The sequence below is a fragment of the Desulfosporosinus metallidurans genome (assembly GCF_001936615.1).
Taxonomy (GTDB): Bacteria; Bacillota; Desulfitobacteriia; order Desulfitobacteriales; family Desulfitobacteriaceae; genus Desulfosporosinus; species Desulfosporosinus metallidurans.
The window spans coordinates 1-25,903 of record NZ_MLBF01000058.1 but is presented as its reverse complement, the minus strand read 5'-3'; the positions used below and the strand labels follow the sequence as shown (position 1 = coordinate 25,903).

The following is a 25,903-nucleotide window of genomic DNA, read 5'->3' as shown; positions in this document are numbered from 1 at the left end:
GCGAGATGAGTTTAAAAGATTAATTAATGACCTAAGCACTAATAAATTTGAAATCATTGTTGTCAAGAGTGAAGAGCGTATCGGTAGAAACGCATACCAAGTTGGTATGTTTTTAAATCCGTTGATATCCAACAATAAGAAGCTATATTACTATCTTGATAGGAAATTCTTTGACCCTGAAGAGGAATTACTAAACATGGTCAAGTATGGAATGGCGGCGCAGTTCTCAAGGGATTTGTCAAAGAAGATTAATCAATCACAAAAAAAGAGAATGGAAAACGGTAGGATAATAACTAATGGAAGAATGTGGGGTTATGACCAAAAGGATGGACAGTTATTCATTAATGAAAAAGAAGCTGAAATCGTTAGATATATTTTCGAGGAGTATGCAAGTGGCATTGGTTTTAGAAAGATAAAAACAAAACTGGATGAGAAGGGTATTACAACTCAAAATGGAACACTCTTTTCGATGTCCACCCTCAAACGCATAATTCGTAATGAAAAGTACAAAGGTGTTCTGATTATGGGTAAGAGGCATAAAGACTTTAACACTAAGAAGTTTCAGGATGTTCCTGAATCAGAATGGGTTATCCACTACGACAAGATACCTTTAATAGTGTCAGAAGAGTTATGGGATAGGGCTAACAAAGAGCTTGAGAAGAAGCGCAAATCGAATGGTACAGGTGAAAGAAGCAAGGTAGCTGGCTACTTTAGTGGAACATATGTATACTCATCAAAAATTAAGTGTGGAAAATGTGGTAGACCTTATTATCACTCAACATATACAGGAAAGGATAAGATCACCAAGACAAGATTATGGGAGTGTAGAGGCTATCGAGAATATGGTAAGAATGCAGAACATGGTTGTGATAATATCAAGCTTTATGATTATGAAACGGATGGTATTGTTAAGCAAGTTATTTTTGAATTCTGGCAGGACAAAGATCAAAACATTAAGAATGTAATAGATGTACTCGAAGAAGTTTTGTCAGACAATCAGTATCAAAATAGCATTGATAAACTCTCTCAAGATAAGATTAAGCTTGGGAAAAATAAAGACAAGCTGATAGAATTGTACTCAGAAGAATTGATATCTAAAGATGAATTCAAGAAGAGAAATGATGGGTATAATTTAACCTTAGAAAAGATTCAGGAAGAGATGCAGGAATTGGATGACAAAAACAAGAACTTGGTCAGTAAGAAAGAAAGACTGTTAAAAAGCCAGTTAATTCTACAAACCAAGCTTAAAGATAAAGATGAAATTACTGATGATATCATAGAGAACTTTCTAAAGGAGATGATTGTCTATCCAGATCAAAGAATAAAAATTGTCTTGAACGGCAACTTCGAATTCATGGTTGGAAAGGTAAACAATGAGTATTCAATACTTCCTAATGTGACCATTACTGGATCGATTTGACTTGCACGTTGAGGTGCCAAGACTGAATTACACCGAATTAAAGGATAGCCAGGGGACGGAGTCTTCTAGCACGGTCAGGGAACGAGTTATGGCGGCCCGTAGGAGACAATGGACGCGTCTAGGTCCCGCAAAAACAAATGCCGAAATGACCGCTAAGGAAACCAAAGAACATGGTGGGCTGACTCCAAGTGGAGAGTCACTAATACATCGGATCTTTGATAGCCAACATCTTAGTGCTCGGGCGCATGATCGGATTCTAAGGGTTGCACGCACGATTGCGGATCTAGGTGGTTCCTCAGATATTCTTCCAGAGCATTTAGCTGAGGCGTTACAGTTTCGTACTTTGGATAAAGGTTTATAGATATAAAGTGTACAGGAAATTGAACCTCGGAAGCCCGAGGTTCAATTATTTGGGCGCTGATTGCACTTGCAAACACTAGCTAATAGACAGGGCGTCGTCTGTGAGGTTTTACCCACTTTTGTGGTACGTGTTTAATAAAATGCGGGTCGAGCAGGAAATGATCAACATGATAAGAAAAGTAATTTTGAACCTGTAAAAATGGACTATTCCATATTAAGGTCAATCGAAAGAGATTGTCCGATATGTGATAAGGTACACCTTGTCGAAGAACGAAAGAGAAACACTCAGGCTCTCATAAAGAACGAAATAGTCGATTATGAGGAGATATTTTACTGTTTCACTACAAGCGATGAGGAGGAAAATGACTTTGTTTCGGCGGGGTTAACACAGGAAGGTTCGGCAGAATGTATAACTAACACCGCCTTAGACGACGTTTAGGGCAGTCTCAACAACTGACGGGACACCGAATAGGTGCCCCGTCTGGCATATGGGGAGAGGATGAGAGTAATGGGACACTATTGTAGGATCTGCGGAAGAACACGGGCGAATGAAAGGTTTTCAGGGAAAGGACATGCGAGTCATATATGCAAGGACTGTGCTCCGACATTGCGCCAAAAACACAAGAAGGGACGGGATGTTAACTCTAAAGGGCAAAAACTCCAAGAATAACTGAGCAGCCAAACACAGGAGATAAGCTCAAGAAATAATAAGCATTATCTCGTGAGTTCTTGTGTAACTGTAATAGACTGATTTTAGGAAAAGCTTATGATTTGAGGGTTTCAGACACAACGCTCGCGGCTATCTATCGTACAATCCTCAACTGTCACGTCTCAGCCGATATGATCTTACGGTACAGCAAGCCTGCGAAAGAGGATTTGGAAGAAACGGTGAATCAACTTGTGTTTTGAAGCGATTTATGTGAAATACAGGTGGTGAATATGTTCCCGTGGACATGGCAAGAGGAGAGTTCAAATATTTCTCAGATCACTCGAATGGGGATTGCCTACCGTTTTCAGGAGGGCAAGGTCATTGTTAATCACAATAGATTTCTCGGCTATACGAAAGACGAAAATGGTGAATTGATTATTGTATTGGAGGAAGCCGAGGTTATTCGGCGGATCTACCGAGAGTTCCTTGAAGGCAAGTCTGACTTGAAAATCGCAAAAGGCTTAGAACACGACGGTATACTTACTGGTGCGGGAAGGCGACCTGGTGGGCAAGCACTGTAAAGTCAATATTAAAGAATGAAAAATATATGGGTGAGGCGCTGCTTCAAAAGACTCATACCGTCGATTTCTTGACCAAGAAGCGGGTGAAAAATAATGGGATTGTTCAGCAATACTACGTGGAGAACTCCCACCCACCGATTATTAGTAGGAAGAGTTTGCTGCGGTACAGGATGAATTTGAAAGACGATCAAATATGCGGGGATATTCACGGACGGGCAAAAGTGCCTTTACGAGCGAATATGCCTTCTCAGGGAAGCTCTTCTGCCAAAACTGCGGTTCAAAGTTTAGAAGAGCATCTTGGGGCACCGGGAAAAATAAGCAGTATGTGTGGCGATGCATTAACCGAGAGCAGAACGGAGTTGATAAATGTAGCGCAAAAACGGTCAAGGAGAAAGATCTAGAGCAGGCTTTTTTACGGGTTATGAACAGGGAACAGGGAGTTAAGGTTGCTAAATTTGATGAGGAAATATTTCGTAAGTTAATTCAGAAGGTCAAGGTGCAGTCGATGGTTGAAGCAAATGTTCGAGGTGTTCCTAATCATGCGGCAAATCCATGAGTTACTATGGTATCTGACAGAAGCGATAACGTTACAACCTGCCCGTCCTATCCATAGTGCACTCAGCTCTATGCTCGATGAGACGGAACGCCTTTCTCACCTCAGCCCCGACTCTCTCATGGAACTAGACGTGGCAGTACACCGAGAAAATGTTAATACTCTGCTCCTGAAGACTAGTGAACTTGTGCGAGCCGAAGCTCGTCGAGGGCAGAAGGTCATTCGGGGCGGCAGAAGACCTTTGGTAGAGGAGCGGACCTTACCAAAAGTATCTTTCTCACTCAAGCCCAACTCAACGTAGCAAAGGGAGATACTAGTACAAAACTACCCTCGTCACTCACTTACCCAAAACACTGGGGAACTTTCAAAAATTAAAGCGAGTGTGTGACAAAGCCTTACCGAATACGAGAAAATATTGCCAGCTGTTGGCAGGATTGTGTGGCTGACAGATTAATTTTGTGATACAAAAAGACAAGTAATAGACAGCGAATGAGCATTATAGGCTATTGTCATTAAGACACGTCATTCTTAAAATGTATCAAATTGGCTTTATGATATTTGGTGAATAAAGAAGTTTTAGTAACGTCTTTTAGGTCGGTAGTTTGCTTAGGTCCTATAAATAGGGTTATGTACAGTGATAGCCTCCTGTCTTTAATTGACAAGGGGGCTATCACTTAAATAAACACACATAAAATATGGGTTTCCCTCAGAAATGATTCAAAGTAACACACATAATTGTTATGTCATTATCAAATAATATCATATGGCAAGCATAGATGTTTGCGATGTGAAAACATGTATATCCTATCTTCCGCAGTCTTTAAAAGTCTTCAGTTTGAAAGGAAGTATATGTGATGAATATTGATCTCCCCTATTTCGCTTACTTATTGGGTTTTGCACTTGGAATATTGTTCTTAATGGTGGTTTTTATCCCCAGAGGAGAAATACAAAAATTATTTTGGTTCTCAGTACTCTGTGGAGCAGGCTTAAACCTTTCAATTGAATATATCTTTGTTCATATCGGCCTAACCCGATATGAACATATAATACCCTTTAATTTCGGAGTTCTCCCTATATGGACAGTATTAGCATGGGCACCAGCCGTTATGTTATTTATTTACTTCCTACCGCAACGTAAAGAAACATATATTCGTTGGATGTATATACTTCTGTGGAGCATATTTACTTGGGGTGTTGCCGTAATTTTTAGTAACTTGGGGATTTTGGTGTTTATTAAAGGTGGCCCTTGGATCTGGTTCATTACAGGCTTTGTTTGTTACCCTTTTATAATAAAGTATTATCGATTTCTGGGAACACGCTCAAAGGATTGTTAACAAGTATCGTTCTCGGCAAAATAACTGTATATTCTAAACACCTACATTTGACATCTGTCCACTCGAGAGCCCTTCAATGAATAAGCTCGTACATACTTTGTGGAGCCGCAGGACGCGGCGGCCATGCGCGCTATTTTATATAACGGTTGTTTTGCGAACTTCGTTAATTGTCTGTCTCATAGACTTAATGCGAACTTGTTCGTATAAAATCCCTTTATTGACACCTCGAAATCATTCGCAATCGGTAAAGAATTTCCCTTTATTTTACTCCTTGGGTCCGATACATGTTTTCATTTCCATCACATTTTCGATTTCTACACGTGTTTTACTCCAAAGACCAATAAGTACGTTATTCTCTCGTTTGCGTTTTCTATAGAGCCAATGTGAGGTTTCAAGGCGTTTTCTATCAAGCCGATGCGGGGTGTCCACGCACGTGGAGACGGTGGTAGTGCTATATGGGGATTGAACACATGCGAACACTGGATTTGAGAGATCAGAGATTATGTTTCCACGCATGAGAAAATATGGGTAGGTTTGAGTAGGGGACCGCTATATCGTCTCCGCAGCTTTAGTAAAAAGTAAATAAACCATTAAACCATCAAACTATTAAATCAAATCAAAAGCATATCTGTTGAATTAGCTGTGCAAACTAGAGACGATGTTATGAACAAAGGGAGGTATTATTTTGAAAGCTCTTGTCTACCACGGCCCTAAGCAAATACAATGGGAAGAAAAACCAACACCTACTATTCAAGACCCTTCAGATGCTATTGTAAAGATTCTCAAGACGACAATTTGTGGGACAGACTTACATATTCTTAAAGGGGATGTTCCCACAGTAACAGATGGACGTATTTTAGGTCACGAAGGTGTAGGAATTGTTGAAGAAATCGGTGAAGGGGTCTCGAATTTCCATGTTGGTGATCGAGTGTTGATTTCTTGTATTACATCTTGCGCCAAATGCGATCCATGTAAGAAAGGGATGTATTCTCATTGTAAATCCGGAGGTTGGATTCTCGGTAATACAATCGATGGAGCACAGGCTGAATATACTCGAATTCCCCACGCCGACAGCAGTTTATACAATGTTCCTTATGGGGTAGAAGAGGACGCATTAGTTATGTTAAGCGATATTCTGCCTACTGGATTTGAATGCGGAGTCCTTAATGGGCAAGTCAAACCAGGAGATACGGTTGCCATTGTTGGTGCCGGACCTGTCGGCCTCGCAGCCCTATTAACAGCTCAATTTTACTCACCTGCTGAAATAATTATGATTGATATAGATGATAATCGTTTAGAAGTGGCTAAAAAATTTGGAGCCACAAAAGTTATCAATAGCAACTACGGAAAGCCTATTGAGAAAATAATGGAACTTACCGGTAATCAAGGAGTAGATGTTGCGATTGAAGCAGTGGGAATTCCTGCTACCTTTGAAATCTGTCAATATATTGTCACCCCCGGGGGACATATTGCAAACGTAGGCGTACATGGAAAAAGCGTAGAATTGCATTTAGAAACTCTCTGGTCACACAACATTACTATAACTACCCGTTTGGTTGATACAGTAACTACCCCAATGCTATTGAAAGTTGTTCAATCAGGTAAACTAAAGCCTGAACAGCTAATTACTCATCATTTTTATTTAGATGAAATTATAAAAGCTTATGATGTGTTCAGTAAAGGTGCTCAGGAGAAGGCTCTAAAAGTAATCTTATCTGCCAGATAAGTATATTCAACCTATATCCGTAACTTGATCATTTGTCAAGTAAATCCTTACAGCGATATATAACGAAAAATGCTTAATAACGGCGAAAATATGTCAAAAATCCTGTATTTGAGTATAAAAAAGCCTTATAATTAGAGATGGAGGTAGTTCTTGTCCAAATCTAACTATAAGGAGATTTAAAATGTAGGACAAGGATACCACAGAATCCACATTTTTTCAATTGTTAGGTCCTATTTTGTCTCAAGATCTTTGGAGAAAAATTAACCAAACGGTTGAGTCCGTCGATAAGTATGCTAAAAAGCTAAAAACCGTTCAACTCGTTCAGTTGGTGATGAATGCTGAAATGCAGCAATATACAAGTCTAACCGAGATCAGCAACAGTTTAAACGGAGATGCGTTTGCCAAAGCCCTCCATCTGGAATCCACTGGTTCTTCTCAGATTTCTCGTCGATTCAGAGAAATGTCAACCGAAGTCGCAGATATTATCCATAAAAGCGTTGTGCAAACGTTAGGAGTAGAACTGGGTTTCAAGGCTCTACGTCAATCATTAGGCCGACTCTACTTAATCGATGCTTCAACCATTAGTCTTTGCCTTTCCCAATACTTATGGGCGGACTTTAGATAGACAAAAGATGGAGTGAAGCTTCACCAATAACCGGGGTAGGTATGCTTCATTTTCTTCATTATTCTCAGGAAATTCTCATAGCCTGTACGTTTATTCTTGTTATTTTACAGTTATACCTTTTACGTTCGAATGTATTACCATCAATCTCAGCTGCTATATTACCGTTTTTGATCAATGCTGACAGTCTGTACTATCCACTGTCCGTCTGCATACTCTCGGGGATTATTACTACCGGGCGGTGGTATTTTAACCACTTTCAGATTCATGACCACTCAGCAACCCTGATAACTTACGAAGAAAAGCAAAAACGGTGGGGATTAATAGAAATAAATTTCTGGTTTAAGATTTTCGTCGGTATTGTTTTTGTGGCGACAATTGCATTGCAAGGAAAATGGATTTATGTTATATCCCCACCCTTGATTGTCTCATTTGTTGAATTTGCCAAGTCATCCGGTCGGGCCGAACATAGGCCGTGGCGTCTTTTCTTATTGATTTTATCTGCAGCCTTTTCCGGAATACTAGGGGTTGAAGTAATTCACATTTTGTTGCACTGGCCTTTATGGATTTCGGCAGGATGTATTGTTATATGGACTTTTTTCTTGTTCTACCAATTTCAATTTATCTTTCCGCCAGCCGCAGCAATATCATTGTTGCCAACGATTATTCACGAGCAAATGCTCCTACTTTATCCTTTGCAGGTAGCTGTAGGAGCAATTCTTTTCATTGCTATAGGAAAATTATCATTCCATCAACTCAAAGCTGCGGAAATTGTAGGGGCGTAGGGGATAGTCGAAAAGACAATTCCGATCTTAAAATTGGTATTAATCTTGAGTTCGAAGAGCGATAATTAACGCCAAGCTAATGGGTTTCTGATGAGCGTACTAGTACCAATACCGTGGATAGTTCCGATTCGGTGAGAGGTTATTGACGAATATGCCCACCAAAACCAATAACAGGCTGCCTGCAATGATCGGAGTTAAGACATAGATCGGCTTAGCGGCATTGAGAATGGCAAACATAGCTGTGGCTCCACCCGGGGGGTGCGTCGTTTTCGTTAATAACATGACTAAGACCGCTAAAGATGTCCCTAAAGTCACCGACCACCAGTGAATTCCCCAAATCTGATAAGTTGTTACCCCGACAATAGCGGACAAGGCGTGACCTAGTATGACGTTGCGAGGTTGCGACAGGGGAGCATCCGGAGCCCCAAAGACCAGAACAGCTGAGGCCCCTAACGGCGTCGCCAACATGGGAGTCATATACTCAAGTGTTAATATGCTGAGAATGGCAATCCCCAAGAAAGCACCTATTAAGGTAATTAGGATATCTGTAGGGACCGGCGATACAAGCGGTGTGGTTCTTTTCTGTCCTTTAAATTTAGCAAGATATTTGAGGACTGCCCCTTTTTCTTTGCTCTGGTCCATTTGCTTCGTCAAGTTATCCCCTCCTGTTCTCTTGTTTCTTTTTCACCTCTTTTGAAAATGACGGCATCCTTTACCAATGACCATACGATCTCCAACAACTATAGGAAAGAAAATTCGATGCAATTTATTTACCAAGAAAGGAACTATTAAGGAACAAAAGCGATAACAAACAGGAATATTAAGAAACCTCTTAGTGTATAGTGTATCAATAGAATACAATGGAATACAATGTATGTCAATGTATGACATTGTATGATAAGAGTTAAATATGGATAGATTAACTATAAAAGATATGAATATGCTCTAATATATTTTGATACGTTTCGTCTTGCCTTGAAAAGTCTAAGATTAGATGTTATTATTTAATTAATTATGATCACTTAGGAGAATGATATGAAAAACGAATTACTTACAGTTGAAGAAGTTGCGGATTTTTTACGTACAACCCCTAACACCATCTATCGCTGGTTAAGATCCGGTAAATTACCTGGCGTCAAGCTCGGTAAAGAATGGCGCATTCGGAAGGAAGTTCTTGACTCCAAGCTCGTTGAATCTAGGCCTAACTTAAAAAGGCAAAGCTTAATGGATGAAATTGAGCCAAAGAACAACCATATGATGGCAATTGCATCCAATGAGGCTGATCTGTACAACCTTGAAGCAGAGTTTTTTAAAAAGGGGCTAGCGTTAAACCATAGACTGTTTAAAGGATGCTGGTGGCAAAACACTGATGATGTGCGGCAAGAACTTGCGACGAGAGGTTTACCAGTTGAGGAGTTAGAAAGAAAGAATTTGTTGACTATTGTTGATTTGGCCAAGAAATATAAGTCTATGGGTGTACAGGGTCCTATCAAAGCTTGGACTGATGAGGCAAATATCACTAATGAACTCGGCTATAACTTTTTGTGGGGTTCTGGCTCCCCGGGTCTCGGGAGTTGTGGAGATTTCTCCAACCTTATTCATTTTGAAAGTTTATTGGATGATACTCTTGCTAAGCTAAATGTTGTGGGAATATGCCCATATTTATATAAAGACTCCACCAAAGACAACTTGAACGAATTCATAGAATTGATGAATTGTCACCAAAACGTAGTATTTTACTCTAACGATTCCTTTGTGTATTTAAAAAACAGCCTTTCCTGAATAGTGCAAGTAAACCTCCTGAAAGATCACTTGCCTTATAAGGCTATTTTTTCTTTCTAACAATTCAATTTCTTAGAACAACAAATGTATATTGGGCTGAGCTGATAATTATCAGGCTCGGCCCTTTTGCTTTCCCTGAAGAAAGGTATATAGTACAGTTTCATACAATGTATTATATATTTGCTATATATAATACATTGACATACATTGATGATCATTGTATTATAAGGTCAAACTTGTATTAAGAATATTCAGTGAAACGAAGGGATTGTGGAGGTGAAGCAAAATAATAGGAGTTAGCTAAGCCGCAGTCCGGAATTGGCCAATAGGCCATAATAGAGGGAGTCATTTCAATACCAACAACCGGTTTATAAATCTGCATTCTTTAGGAAAATTAATTATTTTAATTATTTTTCGTTATTGGGCTAATGGATAGGACCATTAACTAACGTCTGTAAGCTCATTCAGTTTTGTAAAATTGGCATTTTATTTATAAATACTTTTATGGAGGAATTTAGGATGGTAACTTATCATGAAGTTAAAATAGGGAATACAATTATTGGTGGCTCACTAGGATCAAATACTGGGTTGGTTGTAGGAAGTATTTTCTACGATAAGCACTCAGTTGTTAAAGATCCTTTTACTGGAGAATTCGATGAAACGCGTGCCGCAGTATTGGTGGATCGAGTTAACAAACTTAGTAAACGGTACGGTGTACAGATGGCTTTCGACGTTATTGCTGCTTCGTCTGAAGCTATGCAGCGGTATTTGGAATTTGTTAGTGCACATACAAGTTTGCCATTGTTAATAAATGCTACTGAGGCCGAGGCACGTGTTGCTGGTCTTGAAGCGGCTGCCAAACTAGGTATTCTGGATCGTTGTATTTATGCATCCCTGAGTGTGGACACAGAAGACAATGAATTGGAAGCACTTGGACGGCATCGCCCGGCCGCTGTTATGATTCTAGCCAGTGACGTATGTGATCCGACCCCCGAAGGAAGCTGCGAAATGATCGAAACCTATTATCTTCCGATGTTAAGAGAAATAGGTGTGACAACACCGATAGTTGATGTGGGCACCATGGATGCGCCTTCCATAGGTTTAAACATACGTCAAATTCAAGCTATCCGGGAACGTTTCGGTTATCCCGCAGGTTGTGCCTTTTCTAACTGTTTTCCACAATGGACCAGCTTAAGACAGCTTGGCAAAGAATGGGTGAATTTGTCATTAGGAGCTTCCCTCGTTGCTATCCGTGCTGCCGGTGGGGATTATCTACATTACGGCATCATCGAAAAAGCTGCTATTTCAGCTCATGTTGCAGCAACTGCTGAAATGTTCTATGGTTATGCGGCTCAGGAGTTGGACGGGTATAAATTGCCGGGAGGACATGCGCTATGGAAGATGTTCAAATTGACAGAAGAGCAGGAGTAATTTCACCTCGTTTACGGCTGGAGGAAATGCTCTCTGGCAAAAAAAACGGTGTGCCATTGATAGACATAGGGACGACATCCCTTACCGGTTTACGGACAAGTGCACTTCCTCACTTGTTCGAAAACAACATGTTAACCAATCCGATATTCCAAACGATCTCCTTGGAACAAGCAAATTGTAAACGTTTGGGATCTGACTGCATTCGTGCTGGGATGTTATATGACCCTCAAATCATTAAGGATGGATGTTTTACGGATACTTTCGGCGTAGAATGGCTGAACAGTGATGGATATTTTGCACCGAGTAGCCACCCTTTGGAATCTGCCAGACTAAACGATATTGAACGCTATCCTAAGCCAGAATGGCGGCTATCAGTACAGCAAGTAAAACAGGAACTATCCAGCGACAACCTTGTTATAGCTGATGCTCCATGTCCCGGCCTTTTAGATATTTGCTTCATGCTGCGCGGTGCCTGGCGATTTATGGATGATATTGCTGAAAAACGAAGTATCGCTTCTGCTCTGCTGGAGTGGTCATTAGAGACAATTATCAGTGCTTATGAGTACATGCTGAGATCACTTGAAAGGCAACCGGATATTGTCATCTATAACGATGATCTTGGTTTTCAGAATAGTATGTTTTTTTCTCCGTTGGATTTTCGCTCTTATCTTGTTCCTAACATGCGTTCCTTGCTAACACGTCTTCGCAACCTTACTCCGGCTGCTATATGTTTTCATAGTTGTGGAGCGATCAGTCCAATTCTCCCGGATATTGCTAATCTAGATGTTGAGATACTAAACCTGGACACTTATGCCCAAGGAATGGATGTTAGGGGATTACGCCAGAAACTACCTGGATCTGTAATTTTGCATGGTGTTAACGACTTGTGTGCTTTAGGTGAAGTTGTGGCCAAGCAGGATAAGGCGGGCATTGCCTACTTCATTACTGAGTTGGCCCAAAGTGCGCCAGTAATTGCTGCACCCGTGGATAGCTTGTCTTGTGCTGACGAGGTAATGGCAGCTGCTCGCGGGGCCACTTTTATCAGGAATTTTTCAGATGAAGGTTTTAAAGCCATACGCCGACTTGGTCCAGTTCGCAGCATTATTGAGGAAGCGATAGAGAAAACTCTGTCGGAGGAGTTGACTTTCATATAATCCAAAGACTGTCGCCATTGGAGACATCGTTGCAAATAGGAAGGGAGGAAAACAAGGGAATATAAAAATTGGGAATTTTAACATTTTCATAATAGGGGTACTGAAAAAATATTAAGGAGTGAATGAATTGAGCACATCAAAGATGACCAGCCGAGAAAGAGTTTTAGCGGCAGTTACCATGCAGGGGTTGCCGGATCAGTTGCCCGTAACTCCTTTGTTGATGACACGGGGAATTCGTGAGGGTGGAGTCAAAGTAAATGAGGTCTTACTCGATGGTGTAGCCATGGCGAAAGCCAAAATTAAAGCACATCAAAAATTTGGCGGGGATGTTTTGCTCGCCGGTACAGACCTGTTTACACCTGTAGAAAATCTTGGCGCTGTACTAGACTACCTTCCCTATGCACAACCTTCACTTGTTACACACCCCGCACCAACAAAAGAAGCGTTTTACCGTCTCAAAGGTAATTATTTATCCAAGGGCTTTGATCCGGAAAAGGGCCGTTTAAGAGCAATACAAGAAGAGATTCGAACCTTTATTAAGGAAGGCTGGAAAGATACTCATGCGCTGGCTACTCCAGTCGGCGGTCCAATTACTACTGCTCAGCTGGTTACCGGTACGGATGAATTTTTCTCCTATCTGGCAGATGACCCCGATTATGCCAAAGAGGTTATCGAGTTAAGTCTGGATGTCTGTAAAAACATTTGCCGTATGATGTTTGAAGCCGGTATAGATGTTTGCAATATACTTGACCCATTTTGTTCATCTGATGTATTACCGCCTGAAATTTATCGTGAATTTGGCTTGCCGTATCAAAAGAGGTTATTTGAGTACATCCAAGAAATAGGGGGTATAGGGTTTACTCATATATGTACATTTACTCAACCCATCTGGAGTGACATTGCCTCCAATGGCTGTATCAATTTTAATGGAGATATGTACCCTGGTGCTAATCTTACAAAACGGGCCATCGGTGACAAAATATCATTGATGGGTACCCTTAGTCCATATTCGACCTTGACGCACGGCACTCCTGAAGATGTGGCTAAGGAGGTTAAGAAGCTTGCTGTAGAGGTTGGGTATAATGGCGGGTTCATTTGTATGCCTGGTTGTGATATTGACTGGACCGTACCAGAAGAAAATATGCGGGCCCTGATTGATACTTGTGCATCAATCAAGTATCCGATAGACATTGAGGCGCTTGGTGATTTAAGCGATGTTTATTTAGCTGGACAACCAAAACATTCGGGCATGCGCAAAATATCTACTGAAAACGATCAACAAGTCAGAATGGGCATCAATAAGACTCAGACTCAAAAAACCCCTGAGGCGGAGATCCTTTTCAAACTGGCAGATGCGATTACGGAATATGATGGTGACAAAGTAGTTGAGTTAACCAATAAAGGTTTGGAACTGGGCATAACTCCACAACAAATAATATTTGATGGTCTGTCATTGGGAATGAAAATGGTTGGCGACCTTTATGAGCGTAACGAGCGTTTTATCACAGATATGCTCAAATCGGCTAAGACTATGGAAAAGGCTATGCCAATTCTTATCCCACTGTTGGAAGCATCAGGCGCAGGCGCAGGTGAAGGAAATAAAGAAACCGTTGTCATGGGTTTGATACGTGGCAACACCCAAGACATCGGTAAAAACCTCGTAGTTCTCATGTTGAAAGCAAACGGATTCAAAGTAATAGATCTTGGTAAGAACGTTACCCCCGAACAGTTTATTGAAGCAGCGGAAGCAAATAATGCTGTAGCCATCGGCATATCGGTCATGACTAACTCATCAGTTAATTATGCAGAGAAGGTCACTAAAATGCTAAATGAGCAAGGTAAGAGCGACAAGTACCTGGTAATGACCGGTGGTGCTGCGATGAATGAAAAGATTGCCGAACAAATAGGTACAAAGTATGGTTCTGATGCCAACGCCGCAGTTTCACTAGTCAGAAACCGCATCGCAGCAACCGCCTAAATCAGTATTTTAAGGCTATGGGGGTTAATTATGCCAGTTTATAATTTTGTTTGTGTTTGTGGTGCAAGTCATGAAGTGTTGGTAGATTCCGAAACCAAAAAAGGTCTGGAACTCCTATGTGTCCATTGTGGAGGAGTGCTCAAAGCAGCACAGGTGAACATGTTCCATATTATTAACTCCAAACGAGCTGAACAAAAAAATAGCCAGATCAAATCCAAGACTTGTGGTCATTCTCATCATTGCCGTTGCGCCGCAATAAAACAAACGAGGCCCAATCCATTTCAAAAACAGATTAATGAAGCTCTAAGGGTAAACCCCACTTCATTAGAAAAGTGAAATAAAATGAAGGCCTCACATCGCTATGATTTTCGGTGATGAGAGGCCTCTTAAGGGACTGGAAGCATTGAGGTTATCTTTCATTTTCTTCGGGAGTAATGTATTGGTACAAACAATGGCTTTCGGTTTGGATGGCAGTTTGGTTAGTCTTATCCGGTTTTAAGGTTAGCTAGGAAGTGTCGTTTTAAGATTTAATTAGTTGTATGAGTGGGTTACATTTGTCTAAAATACTAGAAGGGAAGTTAATAACTTGAAAAGTGACATCGAGATTGCACAAGCAGCAGTAATGAAACCAATCCTAGAGATTGCCAAAAACCTCGATTTGCAAGAGGATGAGATTGAGACGTATGGAAAGTATAAAGCCAAAATTAATCTGAGTGTTTGGAATCGGTTGAAAGATAAGCCCAATGGTAAGCTCATTTTAGTAACCGCTATCAATCCTACCCCTGCCGGAGAAGGCAAAACGACAACAACCGTGGGATTAGGACAGGCACTCTCGAAAATGGGCAAGAAGGCCATGATTGCGGTACGCGAACCATCATTAGGACCTTGTTTTGGTGTTAAAGGCGGCGCCGCTGGCGGTGGGTATGCTCAAGTTGTGCCCATGGAAGATATTAATCTCCATTTCACCGGAGATTTTCATGCCATCACGTCTGCCCATAGTCTCTTAGCAGCGATGTTGGACAACAGTATTCAACAAGGAAACCTTTTAAATATTGATCCTCGTCAAGTCGTATTCCGCCGTGTCGTGGATATGAATGACCGTGCTCTTCGCAAAATCGTTATGGGTTTGGGTGGCAAGATGGAAGGGGTACCCCGCGAAAGTGGCTATGATATTACTGTAGCCTCTGAAGTCATGGCGATCCTTTGTTTGGCGAGTGACCTTATGGATCTGAAAGCTCGTTTTGGCAAGATTGTCGTGGCGTATACTTATGAAGGAAAGCCTGTAACTGCTCATGATTTAGAAGCCGAAGGGGCAATGGCGCTTCTTATGAAAGACGCCATTAAACCGAATCTCGTTCAAACCTTAGAAAACACGCCTGTCTTTATCCATGGTGGGCCGTTTGCGAATATTGCTCACGGGTGTAACAGCATTATGGCAACGAAACTGGGCCTTAAACTGGCGGATTATCTCGTGACAGAGGCTGGTTTTGGTGCTGACCTTGGAGCAGAAAAATTCTTTGATCTGAAGTGTCGCTTCGGTGGATTAAAACCTGAGGCTGTCGTCATTGTGGCAACTGTTCGGGCTTTAAAGATGAATGGTGGGCTTGCTAAAGATCAGTTAGGTACAGAAGACTTGGAAGCCTTAGCACGGGGTGTGGTCAACCTTGAGAAACACATTGAAAACATGGCGAAATTCGGTGTTCCAGCTGTTGTCGCGATTAACCGGTTCCCAACAGACACAGAAGCTGAGCTAAACTTGGTGCGCGAGAGATGTCAGGAGTTAGGTGCAGAAGTGACACTTTCTGAAGTGTTTACGCGTGGCGGGGAAGGTGGCGTTGAGCTTGCTGAAACAGTACTTTCCGTGCTTGAACGCAAAGAATCCAAGTTCAAAGTTCTCTATGAATTAGATTTGTCCATTGAAGAGAAAATCGAGAAAATAGCCAAAGAGATTTATGGTGCGGAGGGCGTTAACTTCGATAAAGCAGCGCAAGTTTCCATGAAGAAATATGTTGAGATGGGTTATGGCAATTTGCCGATCTGCATGGCAAAGACACAGTACTCTCTCACAGATGACGCCACTCGGTTAGGTCGGCCGACGGGTTTCACGATCACCGTTCGGGAAGTCCGTCTTTCTGCTGGAGCCGGGTTCCTGGTAGCGATTACGGGTGCTATTATGACCATGCCAGGATTGCCGAAACGTCCAGCAGCGATGAGAATGGATATTGATGCCGACGGAACAATTACAGGATTGTTCTAAACCGACCTTCGTTATAGTGATGGGCAATCTCTGCCCTTTGATACAGTAATGTATCAAAGGGATAGAGGTTGCCTGAGAAATGTTCCACATAAAACGAGGAAAGTGTGACAAGTAAGTATAGGGTTAAAGCAGTAAATTGAAGAATCGGATGTATGAAGATAGCGACGGGGATTATACACGCGACAAGTACCTAGTAATGACCGGTGGTGCTGCGATGAATGAAAGATTGCCGAACAAATTGGTACAAAGTAGGGTTCTGATGCCAATGCCACAGTTTGACTAATCAGAAACCGCATTGCAGCAAGGATTTAAAGCATTAATTTGAGACTGTGAGGGTTGATTATGCCGGTTTATGATTTTTTGTGTACAGATGTGGGGCAAGCCGCGAAGTGCTGGTAAATTCTGAAACCAAAAAAGGTTTGGAACTCCTGTGTGTCCACTGTGGAGGAGTACTAAAAGCAGCACAAGTTAACATGTTCAATACTGTTAACTTCAAGCGAGTTGAACCAACAAATAGCCAGACCAAAGCCAAAGCCTTGTGGTCATTCTCATCATTGCCGTTGCGCCGCAATAAAACAAACGAAGCCCAATCCATGTGTGAGGCTTTTTGAAATTATAAATCACAGATATTCTGCAGACTTGTTAGTTAAACTTTAATTCCAATGAAATAATGAGTTAAAAACTTAATCGGGAGAATAATAAACTGGAATTAGCAGGGGAGAGAGTTGCCGAGGGGTTATGCTTGATAGTTCCTCCCGATAATTTGGCTGAAGCCCGTCTTGTGACTGGGTTAGAAACACATAGCACTTCCACATTTGGGCAAATCATGCAGGCTCTTGAAAAAAAGAGTGACTTTGAAGATGAAATGTCATCCCAGCTTCCTCAATCTGAAGTATATAATGGAAGCCAGGTGGACTGGGCAGATGTTCATGGACAACAACATGCGAAGAGGGCTTTAGAAATAGCAGCAGCGGGCGGGCATAATGTCATCTTGGTGGGACACCACCAGGATCCGGTAAGACATTGCTGGCTAAGGCCTATTCAGGGATACTGCCCATATTAAGCGACTTGGAAAGCATAGAGGTTACCCAACTCTTTAGTGTGTCTGGCTTGCTTAGAAACAATGGGTCCTTGATCCAACATCGCCCCTTTCGAAATCCGCATCATATGGTGACGAAAGTGGGGATGATCGGAGGAGGGCGGGAGCTCCGACCCGGTGAGTTGAGTTTTGCCAATCACGGAGTTCTGTTCTTGGATGAGCTTCCAGAGTTTGCACGCGGAGTTGACTCCAAGTGGGGAATTACTTTTACATAGAATCTTTGAAAGCCAACACCTCAGTGCTCGGGCGCATGACCGAATTTTAAGAGTTGCACGTACGATTGCAGATCTTGCAGAAACGCCAGATATCTTGCCAGAGCATTTAGCTGAGGCATTACAGTTTCGCACCTTGGATAATGTCGGGAGACTAGGGGGTAAATAATGTATAAGAACAACGTGATCTTTCATATCGATGAGCAGGATAAAGTAGGTTTGGTGCTCCATAATATTAGCAATTTGATTGTTGATCTTGGTGAGGGAAATTTAAACATTGAAATGGTGGCTAATGGCGACGCAGTGAAGATGTTTGCAAGGAGTACCAATGTATTTGAGACAACGCTTAAGGAATTAGCAGAAAAGAAGGTCGTATTATGCGCATGTGCCAATGCTATGCGTGATTTAGGTATTCAGAAAGATGAATTGCTTGATTTTGTGACTGTCGTTTCCGCTGGTGTTGGTGAAATAGTGAAAAAGCAAGCAGTGGGTTGGGTCTATATTCGTCCGTAAGCATGAAATAGTAATTGAAGAGATTAAAGAGTTTTCTTTCTTTTTTGCTCCTTTGACTTATCTTTAAACCCACAAAAATGCCCTCCCATAGTAGATAATTTATTCTACTATCGGAGGGCTCTTAATTAGTCTGTCCGGGATATAATCCAGTTTAAATACTCAGGTCGGCTTCTCTGTTTTAGATTTACTTATTGTAGGTTTTAACTACAAATTTATCCACTTTTCCATTTATATCAATACTAGTCCATTCAATTTCCTTATCGCCCATTTTGGGAATAAGCCTAGCGGGGTAATAGCCCAGTTGATAAGGGATTCTCGTTTCAATAGCACCATATAGACATGCTTTTACACAGGCCATGCAGTCCCAGCAATCCCTGGCAGACCGGCAAAAAGCCTTTTTGCCTTCATTTAATTCCATCAAATCTCCGGGACAGATTTCTTCACATTTTCCGCACCCTTTACATTTCTCTTGATATACTACTGGTGGCATATCCTGATCCTCCTTTTCATAGACTTTTTAGCGGTCGCCTGGAATGATTTGTTCATAAGGGCGGGTAAACATTTCTACTTCCCCGGTCTCCGGATTGTACCGTGAATTAACGAAGCAATCAAATTTCTCATCGTTCTTTTCCGGAAAATCCGCACGGGATTGCCAGCCCGGCCATCGGGTTTCTTCACGGTACATCAGGTGGTGTACCAGTACCTCTGCAACATCTAACCTGTCGATAATTTCATGGGCTTCCATAAGTTCATGTAGATCGGAGGCGATTAGGTATTTAACCTGATCTTTCAAGATCTTGATGTGACGCAGTGCATATTGCAGACCCTCATTATTCATCCTAAAGAACTGGTGCACGCCACCAGCATATTCATCCATGAGCCGTTGGAGCCTTTCTTCCATTTCCCTGGGTTTAACACCATCTCGGACAATCTTGTTGCGGAAACCAGCTTCAAAGATACGCTCTTTCTCTCTGGCAATTTGCTCTTCGTTTAGCTTACCAGGCTCTACACCTGCCACATATTCCACGGCAGCTTTGGCCGAAAGCAATCCTTCTGCAGCACAGCCACCTACAAATTTGTTAGGTGTACCCCCAGCAACATCACCGCAGGCATACAGACCCGGTAGGGTGGTGGCTCTTTTTACATCGATCCAATAACCGCTGGCTGTGTGACCGCCAACAATGTAGGGATCGGAGCCATAGATCTCAATGGGTTCTTTGCTTATATCCTGTGCCCGGCTGGCAAGGAATAGCACAAAGCTAGGTCGCTCGTTCAGGTAATCATACTTCATGTCCTTGATTTGTTCTGGGGTCATATGTGTGGTATCCACATAACAAGGGCCACGTCCTTCGCGCCATTCATCCATTGGCAGGTTTGCCCGAATAAAGCGAGGGGCCTCATCTCCACCCAGGTGAGCATAACGAGTCTTGAGAATTTGCTCTCCCTTGCAGTTAACCATTGGTGTTTTATAACCCACTGAAATGGTATCGATGGGACCGTTAAAATCTTTGGTTCTCGTGGCACACCAGCGCATTTCAAAAGTCGTCATTTCTGCACCTGTACGAATTCCCATTGCATAGCCGGTTCCAACGTTAAAGGGGGAATACCAGAGTTGATGGTGGCTGTCGTTTCCGTCGTTTTGATAAGGCTTATAGAGACCTGCCGAACCGCCGGTGGCAATCAGGGTTGCCTTGGCCCGAATAATGTACACTTTACCATCACGAACCCCAAACCCAATGGCACCGATTACCTTATTTCCATCCATCAAATAGTTGGTAGCCACTACCCGGTTAATAATTTCGCAGCCAGACTCCCGGGTTTTTTCTGCCAAAATAATTTTCATTTCTGAACCGCTAATGGTAATATCCCATTTACCACGGGTTTTGTACTCTTCACCGTCTTCTTCGTATTTTATAGGCATGCCCCAATCTTCCCACTCTTCGATTGGCTTGTTTAAGACTTCAGCCATTGAAATGGTGAGATCCTCCCGTAGCAAACCACCGGCTTGGGAGCGGCTCCAGCGTACAAAGTCTTCAATGGTACGTCCTTTTTTAATATAAGTGTTAATGGCATCCATACCCCCTGCCAGGCAACCGCTCCGGTCAATATGGGCTTTTTCCATTAACGTAACTTTTAGCTCAGGGTTCGTGCGCTTTGCTTCAATTGCTGCAAAGCACCCGGCATTCCCTGCTCCAATGATTAATATATCCGTATCAATACGAACCTCTTCAATCTGATCAACAGCATTGGGCAAACTAGCTCTTGACATCTTGTATTCCTCCTTCTTCTTTATTTAATAGGAACCCAAATTGGATACCCGGTTACTGCATACCACGGTGCCATAACAAAAACCATATACAGAATTACCATTAAAGTAATGGGAGCTCCGACTTTTACAAATTCTCCAAAGCTAAACTCTTCCGTACCATATGCAATCAGACAGGCAGTCACTGAAATGGGTAAAACAAAAGCATAACTGTCAACATTGAGCACCAGCATGGTAAACGCCACTGTGTTTAAACCAAGCATCGGAGCCATTGCTGCGACCACCGGTGCCAACAAGGTTACTGCTGCTACGTTACTCACAATCCCAAGTCGAGAAATCTGAACCACAAGACAGATAAAGATACACACACCTACCCAACCCCAGGCCGGTGCTAGACCTACCAGATGAGTAGCAATCCATTTATCAACGCCTGTTTTTTCAAAGGCCGAAACCAACGAAAGGGAGCCGCATAACAAAAGCCATGTACCAAAAATTGTGTTCGACTGTACTTTTTTCCAGGAAAGAGTTGTCAGTCCGGGGATGAATAATACCATGACCACACCAAGAGTAACAATTGCCATACTGAGGTGGTGGATCGTTTGGGTAGCCCACAGGAGAATGGCCAAACTAAAGCAGATTAATACAACATAGTCTGTAAAAGTCATCTTACTCAGTTCTTTTTTTTGCCGTTTAATTTCCTCTATACCACCCGGTACTTCAATGTTCTTCGTCTTCATTACCCAGTTCGTCCAGTAATATATAATGACGAGAACTCCCAGAAGCGGCCAATTCATCCAAGCCCAGGTTCCCCAGGTAATCACATCTTTTTTTAAGGCTTGATTAATGGTTTGGGCTATAATAACGTTTGACATGTGACTGTGCAACAACATAACTCCAGAAGCTAGAGAAGCAAATCCTATTCCAACCATTGTGAAGAGCTTTCTCGCTCTCGCACCTTCTCCTTCCTTTTCAAATAAATTGTTTAACCCCTGAACAATGGGTAGGAAAACCGCCCCCCGGGCGTTGGTTGCAGGAACTAAAACTGCCATTATCAAATGGGCCCCGATTAATCCCTTTAAGACACTTCCCGCTGTTGGTTTTACCTTTGAGACAATTCCTAAGGCAATCCGCCGGTCTAAGCCCGTGGTCTGCATAACTGCCGCTAAAATGAAGCAGCCCAGAATAAGAAAGGTAACATCCTGTGTATAACCGCTAAAAGCCTCCGGCATTTTACCGCTTGCACCGGTAAGGATTAATAACAAAGGGATGCCTAAACCGGAGATCGCCAGCGGGAGTCCTTCGGTTAACCAGATCATCGTCGCCCAACCCATCACTGCCAGTGCAGCTCTACCGCCAGCAGTCAGACCTTGAGAGGTCGGAACAAGGGTCAGAATTGCACCTAAAACAATCCATGAAAGAATAAATCCAAGTAATGCAAATTTGCTTTTTCCAGTCGTTGATGTCTTTGACACTCTAATTTGTTCTTTAGTCTGTAAAACAACATCCGCCATGAAACACCCACTCTTTCCGTTTACTATTCAGAAACAAAAACCGTACCTACATTTAAATCTCTTTCCCAACTCACACCTCCGCCAACTTTAATGGTTTATATGGGATAATTTTATCTAAGTTAATCCGAACAAAACACCGAAAGGAGGACAGTTTATTGTCGTGTATAAGACATAAAAACAATAATCCAGCTGACATAATTTTGGTCATACTAAAGACCAAAATTATGTCAGCTGGATTATATGAGGTCAGTGCCGTTTATTTTGTGTTTTGAATCCAACTTTTTAACTTTTTCGATTCTACAGCAACAATCTCTCTTCCCTCGTATTTTAAACTACCATCCTCTTTTAAAAGGTTCAGCAGTGAGGAAACTGTCTGACGAGAAGCTCCGATGATACAGGCTAACTCCTCCTGGGTGACCCTTAGACTGACCTTTATTAGCCCGTCTTCCCCTGGAGAACCCGAACGTTCAGCCATTTCTAAAAGTACCAGTGCCAGCCTTCCATGGGTGGGGTTCATGATAAAATCATAAATTGTGTTTTGTGCCTCCCTTAACCTGTCGCTCATTAATTCCATTAGCTTACTACTAAAATCCGGCATATCAGCAAGCATTTTCTTAAATGAATCTTGCCAAATGATTAAAAGCCTGACATTGTCCATAGCCTCAGCACTATATTCCCGCACAGAACTATTGTTGAGAACCTCCGCCAAGCCAATAAAATCCCCCGGATAGCGGAGAGCAACTGAAACCTGACGTCCATCAGCAGTGGTTCGATAAATTTTTACAAATCCACTGGTTATGTAGCAGATCTCGTTTGTTTTCTGGCCTGATGAAAATATGATTTGTCCCTTTGGATAGTTAATTTCTGATCCGATTTTATGTAAATACTCTTCTTCCTTATCTGTCAACAGAAACATGTTCTCACTCCTAGCGAATCAACAGTTCCAATGTACCAATGTATGGCAATAATTATATTATGCCTTAAATTCTTTAAATGAACAATAGTTGGGTAATCATAGCACAAGGCTGTTAAAGATCTGAGCTAAAGGTTGGCTACAACCAAAAACTATAAAGAAAACTTACAACCCAGCAGAAAAAGCGAAGAGCGTCAAAAATATAACCAGATCGTTCTTGACGCTCTGGCTTTTTTGGTTTAGATGTTAATCAAGTAGTTGGGTACAAAGCGGTAAAGCTTGTAACAGAATTTATTAATTTCCATATTATGTATTATCCAGTGCGATTTTGAAATTTAATAATAAGGAGGAGCTAAAAATGGCCTTTGGAGCTGGGGCAGGAGACGGTATTGGAACCCATTTTGGAACAGGAACAGGAATAGCAATTGTAGTCGTAATCATTCTTTTGCTTATCGCTATGGGCATTGTTTTTTAATTCTATACTCTTTGAAATTCGCATCTGAATTCTAGTTATAAAGGGGGAGAATAAAATGTTTGGTTATGGTGGAGCAGGAACGGGAGTAGGAGTGGGTATCATCGCTATAGCTATCTTAATCCTGATAGCATTGGGAGTTATCTTTTAATAACGAATTTGGAAAAGCACTTCTAAAACGAAAGGAGGACAGATATATATGCCAAGATTTAATCGTTCTGAGTTTCGGCGATTTCCTTTCTTCCCTTTTTTCCCGTTTTTTATAGATCCTTTCGAAAGGTTCGAGAGATTTGAGAGATTCGATCCATTTGAAAGATTTGAGGTTAACCCGTTTATGTTCAATCGCCGGCGTTTCTTCTAATTTTAAGTAATGTAAGCCAGGTGTTGGTTTTAGTAGGACGAGAGATTTTTATGCATTGGAAGCCCTCCCACGCTGCTTAAAGGAGGGCTTCCAATAACTAGGCTTTACTCTAAAGGGCTCGTGCCTGCACTTCCTTAATAAAGGTTAAGAATCGTTCAAACCACATCTTTAAAGCAGTAATTGTAATAGGACGCTTAAAATCGCTCTAAGTCTAGCCGTTTGCAATAGTGCTTTTCTTGTTAGTATTCTTTCTTAAAGGCAAGAGGAAATATAAAATTGAAATAAATCGTTAAAGAGTTAATTCATGAATTAATTTCAACTGTTTTAGAATAATCCCTTAAAGTAAGGCGCATCCTAAAAGGATTCAATAATGTGGAGGTGGGAGAAATGTCTCTAATTCCTAATGAGCCATACCGAATGTTGGATCCTTTTTGGAATGAGATGGATCGGTTTATGCGACGATGTAAGGAAGAGCTGACTGATGGGTCATATCGTGTTGATATCGAGGAAACTCAGTCGAAAGTGCTGGTGACCGCCGAAATCCCGGGGATTGAAAAACCAGAGGATCTCAGGATTACTTTAGATCAAAATCGTTTGATGATTCAGGGCGAGATTCGGAAAATAATGCACGACGATGAAGATGAAAGCGTTGCTCGGCATTCAGAACGATATTACGGGAAATTCTCAAGGTTATTAACTCTTCCTGCAATGGTCAAGACGGATGGTTCCCATGCAAGTTACCAAAATGGGCTTTTGAAGCTTAGTTTTTTGAAAGATGCTCACCCAGCAGCTCGTTATATTGAGGTGGATTTCCACTAGGACTAGGACTCAATGGAAAGCCTCGTTGTTTACATGAAAATTGAAATTCCTATACTTGCTTCAATTTTGGGGCGTCTAAAATAGTTCTCCTCAAGAAAAAACCGCTTAAAACCATTTGGTTTTAAGCGGTTTGAGGCAAGTCTGAAAATATTAAAGTTTAATGTGTTTACGTCATGTTGTTATTCCCAGGCAGATTGCGTTCCGCTAATTCGATAGCCATTTTCACCATATTCCCACAGTCCCTTGAAGAAACCCCTCCAAATCCTTCTTTATGAAGGGTCCCAGCAAAACCTAACTCTTGAGCAATTTGTTCTTTTAATTGATAAGACATGATGCTGCTACGTCCTCTTGACATGTGGAATCCTCCTTTCGAATGGCAGTTTCTTTCAACAATACTGCTTGATGAAAGTATTCTTAGTATAACTATATTTCAAGACAGTATGTAAGAGAAGCGCGAATGTTGGTGGAACATGAGGAAGGAATAACTAAATTTAATGTATAATGTATTACCTAAAAAAACACTTGACTTCGCAGCACGGACATTTTATAATTCATAACAATATAACATACTAAAATGATGATGGAAAAGTCCAATGCAGGGGTTCTAAAGAGAACCGGCGGTCGGTGCGAGTCGGTGAATCAAGCATAGGATTCCATTCCGGAGTGTCCGATGATGAATCGTGACGGGTTACGCCCGATACAGCGTTTAAAGTTGGCTGTTTAAGCAACATGGGTGGCAACGCGGGATAACCTCTCGTCCCTTTCAGGGATGAGGGGTTTTTATAATTTGCGTTACTTGTTGTTGATAGTCTAAACTGGGTGGCACCGCGGATTTTCCCGCCCCAAGAGATTGGGGTGGGTTTTGTATTTTTTGGGGTAAAGAGGGGTGGCGAAGGATGTTTCTGATAGGCTAACGTGTGTTTTTAATGCGAAGTGGGAAAAGGTTGATTTGATCTGGGATGAAGCATCCCAAGAAACATAACGGAGGGGTAAGTCTGAAATCGACAGTAACTCTAACTACCGAAGTAAATAGGCACGACAAATAAGCCATCGAATGATGACTAAATGGTTAAATGTGGTATTTATGATTAGTTATGTCGCTACA

The 25,903-nt window shown here is 41.7% G+C and carries 24 protein-coding genes and 2 pseudogenes; 20 read left to right on the top strand and 6 right to left on the bottom strand.

Annotated elements, in window-relative coordinates; translation table 11 throughout:
• The 9 genes and pseudogenes from DSOL_RS21980 to DSOL_RS21935 all read left to right on the top strand — a co-directional run.
• Window positions 1-1,420, top strand: a 1,420-nt coding sequence (locus DSOL_RS21980; RefSeq protein ID WP_075366909.1) for a recombinase family protein, incomplete at its 5' end; no start/stop codon positions are given.
• 1 nt (window position 1,421) lies between these two features.
• Complete coding sequence (locus DSOL_RS21975) at window positions 1,422-1,781, top strand: magnesium chelatase subunit ChlI family protein (RefSeq protein ID WP_235838954.1); 360 nt, start codon at window positions 1,422-1,424, stop codon at window positions 1,779-1,781.
• Window positions 1,782-2,719: 938 nt separating this feature from the next.
• Window positions 2,720-3,105, top strand: a pseudogene (locus tag DSOL_RS21970) (recombinase family protein); the annotation flags it as partial.
• Window positions 3,106-3,203: 98 nt separating this feature from the next.
• The gene (locus tag DSOL_RS30210) at window positions 3,204-3,566 is read left to right on the top strand and encodes a recombinase zinc ribbon domain-containing protein (protein WP_075366907.1); all 363 of its coding nucleotides are present in this window, start codon (window positions 3,204-3,206) and stop codon (window positions 3,564-3,566) included.
• Window positions 3,526-3,938: pseudogene (locus DSOL_RS21955) on the top strand (pentapeptide repeat-containing protein); the annotation flags it as partial. The gene DSOL_RS30210 and the pseudogene DSOL_RS21955, both read left to right, overlap by 41 nt.
• Window positions 3,939-4,417: 479 nt before the next feature.
• Window positions 4,418-4,897, top strand: coding sequence for a hypothetical protein (locus tag DSOL_RS21950; protein ID WP_075366905.1), 480 nt, complete (start codon window positions 4,418-4,420; stop codon window positions 4,895-4,897).
• 685 nt (window positions 4,898-5,582) lie between these two features.
• Entirely contained in the window at window positions 5,583-6,623 is a 1,041-nt protein-coding gene (locus DSOL_RS21945; RefSeq protein WP_075366904.1) for a zinc-dependent alcohol dehydrogenase family protein, read from the top strand.
• 235 nt (window positions 6,624-6,858) lie between these two features.
• Window positions 6,859-7,248, top strand: a complete 390-nt coding sequence (locus DSOL_RS21940) for a hypothetical protein (RefSeq protein WP_139314568.1) — start codon at window positions 6,859-6,861, stop codon at window positions 7,246-7,248.
• A gap of 41 nt (window positions 7,249-7,289) precedes the next feature.
• Window positions 7,290-8,030 carry a hypothetical protein gene (locus tag DSOL_RS21935; protein ID WP_075366902.1) on the top strand — a complete coding sequence of 247 codons (741 nt, stop codon included), beginning with the start codon at window positions 7,290-7,292 and terminating at the stop codon, window positions 8,028-8,030.
• 99 nt (window positions 8,031-8,129) lie between these two features.
• Here the strand turns inward: DSOL_RS21935 and DSOL_RS21930 are convergent, their stop codons facing one another.
• Window positions 8,130-8,672, bottom strand: coding sequence for an HPP family protein (locus DSOL_RS21930; RefSeq protein ID WP_075366912.1), 543 nt, complete (start codon window positions 8,670-8,672; stop codon window positions 8,130-8,132).
• 393 nt (window positions 8,673-9,065) lie between these two features.
• On the opposite strand from DSOL_RS21930, the gene DSOL_RS21925 reads away from it, so the two are divergent.
• The 10 genes from DSOL_RS21925 to DSOL_RS21880 all read left to right on the top strand — a co-directional run bounded on the left by DSOL_RS21925 (window position 9,066) and on the right by DSOL_RS21880 (window position 18,456).
• Window positions 9,066-9,812: an MEDS domain-containing protein gene (locus tag DSOL_RS21925; RefSeq protein WP_075366901.1), complete on the top strand. Its 747-nt coding sequence runs from the start codon at window positions 9,066-9,068 to the stop codon at window positions 9,810-9,812.
• A 519-nt stretch (window positions 9,813-10,331) separates the two neighbouring features.
• Window positions 10,332-11,243 (top strand): tetrahydromethanopterin S-methyltransferase subunit H family protein, encoded by a 912-nt coding sequence (locus DSOL_RS21920; protein ID WP_075366900.1) that lies wholly within the window; start codon window positions 10,332-10,334, stop codon window positions 11,241-11,243.
• A complete protein-coding gene (locus DSOL_RS21915; protein WP_235838952.1) occupies window positions 11,207-12,397 on the top strand; it encodes a uroporphyrinogen decarboxylase family protein in 1,191 nt (396 codons plus the stop codon). The genes DSOL_RS21920 and DSOL_RS21915 overlap by 37 nt, the downstream gene beginning before the upstream one ends.
• Window positions 12,398-12,524: 127 nt before the next feature.
• The gene (locus DSOL_RS21910) at window positions 12,525-14,375 is read left to right on the top strand and encodes an MtaA/CmuA family methyltransferase (protein ID WP_235838951.1); all 1,851 of its coding nucleotides are present in this window, start codon (window positions 12,525-12,527) and stop codon (window positions 14,373-14,375) included.
• Window positions 14,376-14,405: 30 nt separating this feature from the next.
• The gene (locus DSOL_RS21905; RefSeq protein ID WP_075366899.1) at window positions 14,406-14,711 is read left to right on the top strand and encodes a hypothetical protein; all 306 of its coding nucleotides are present in this window, start codon (window positions 14,406-14,408) and stop codon (window positions 14,709-14,711) included.
• Window positions 14,712-14,961: 250 nt separating this feature from the next.
• Complete coding sequence (locus DSOL_RS21900) at window positions 14,962-16,632, top strand: formate--tetrahydrofolate ligase (RefSeq protein WP_075366898.1); 1,671 nt, start codon at window positions 14,962-14,964, stop codon at window positions 16,630-16,632.
• 742 nt (window positions 16,633-17,374) lie between these two features.
• Complete coding sequence (locus DSOL_RS29185) at window positions 17,375-17,695, top strand: ATP-binding protein (protein WP_075366897.1); 321 nt, start codon at window positions 17,375-17,377, stop codon at window positions 17,693-17,695.
• Entirely contained in the window at window positions 17,656-17,946 is a 291-nt protein-coding gene (locus DSOL_RS29180; RefSeq protein WP_075366896.1) for an ATP-binding protein, read from the top strand. Before DSOL_RS29185 ends, DSOL_RS29180 begins: the two co-directional genes overlap by 40 nt.
• Window positions 17,888-18,112 carry a magnesium chelatase subunit ChlI family protein gene (locus tag DSOL_RS29175; RefSeq protein WP_235838950.1) on the top strand — a complete coding sequence of 75 codons (225 nt, stop codon included), beginning with the start codon at window positions 17,888-17,890 and terminating at the stop codon, window positions 18,110-18,112. Before DSOL_RS29180 ends, DSOL_RS29175 begins: the two co-directional genes overlap by 59 nt.
• Window positions 18,112-18,456, top strand: coding sequence for a DsrE family protein (locus tag DSOL_RS21880; RefSeq protein ID WP_075366894.1), 345 nt, complete (start codon window positions 18,112-18,114; stop codon window positions 18,454-18,456). Before DSOL_RS29175 ends, DSOL_RS21880 begins: the two co-directional genes overlap by 1 nt.
• 184 nt (window positions 18,457-18,640) lie before the next feature.
• Here DSOL_RS21880 and DSOL_RS21875 read toward each other — a convergent pair whose 3' ends face one another.
• The 4 genes from DSOL_RS21875 to DSOL_RS21860 all read right to left on the bottom strand — a co-directional run bounded on the left by DSOL_RS21875 (window position 18,641) and on the right by DSOL_RS21860 (window position 23,149).
• Window positions 18,641-18,946: a 4Fe-4S binding protein gene (locus DSOL_RS21875; protein WP_075366893.1), complete on the bottom strand. Its 306-nt coding sequence runs from the start codon at window positions 18,944-18,946 to the stop codon at window positions 18,641-18,643.
• A gap of 27 nt (window positions 18,947-18,973) precedes the next feature.
• Window positions 18,974-20,725, bottom strand: coding sequence for an adenylyl-sulfate reductase subunit alpha (locus DSOL_RS21870; protein ID WP_075366892.1), 1,752 nt, complete (start codon window positions 20,723-20,725; stop codon window positions 18,974-18,976).
• 20 nt (window positions 20,726-20,745) lie between these two features.
• Entirely contained in the window at window positions 20,746-22,233 is a 1,488-nt protein-coding gene (locus tag DSOL_RS21865) for an SLC13 family permease (protein WP_075366891.1), read from the bottom strand.
• A 256-nt stretch (window positions 22,234-22,489) separates the two neighbouring features.
• Entirely contained in the window at window positions 22,490-23,149 is a 660-nt protein-coding gene (locus DSOL_RS21860; RefSeq protein ID WP_075366890.1) for a Crp/Fnr family transcriptional regulator, read from the bottom strand.
• Between the two features lie 1,217 nt (window positions 23,150-24,366).
• Here DSOL_RS21860 and DSOL_RS21855 point away from each other — a divergent pair.
• Window positions 24,367-24,798, top strand: a complete 432-nt coding sequence (locus DSOL_RS21855; protein WP_075366889.1) for an Hsp20/alpha crystallin family protein — start codon at window positions 24,367-24,369, stop codon at window positions 24,796-24,798.
• Window positions 24,799-24,964: 166 nt separating this feature from the next.
• Here DSOL_RS21855 and DSOL_RS21850 read toward each other — a convergent pair whose 3' ends face one another.
• Window positions 24,965-25,153, bottom strand: coding sequence for an alpha/beta-type small acid-soluble spore protein (locus DSOL_RS21850; protein ID WP_075366888.1), 189 nt, complete (start codon window positions 25,151-25,153; stop codon window positions 24,965-24,967).
• Between the last annotated feature and the right edge of the window lie 750 nt (window positions 25,154-25,903).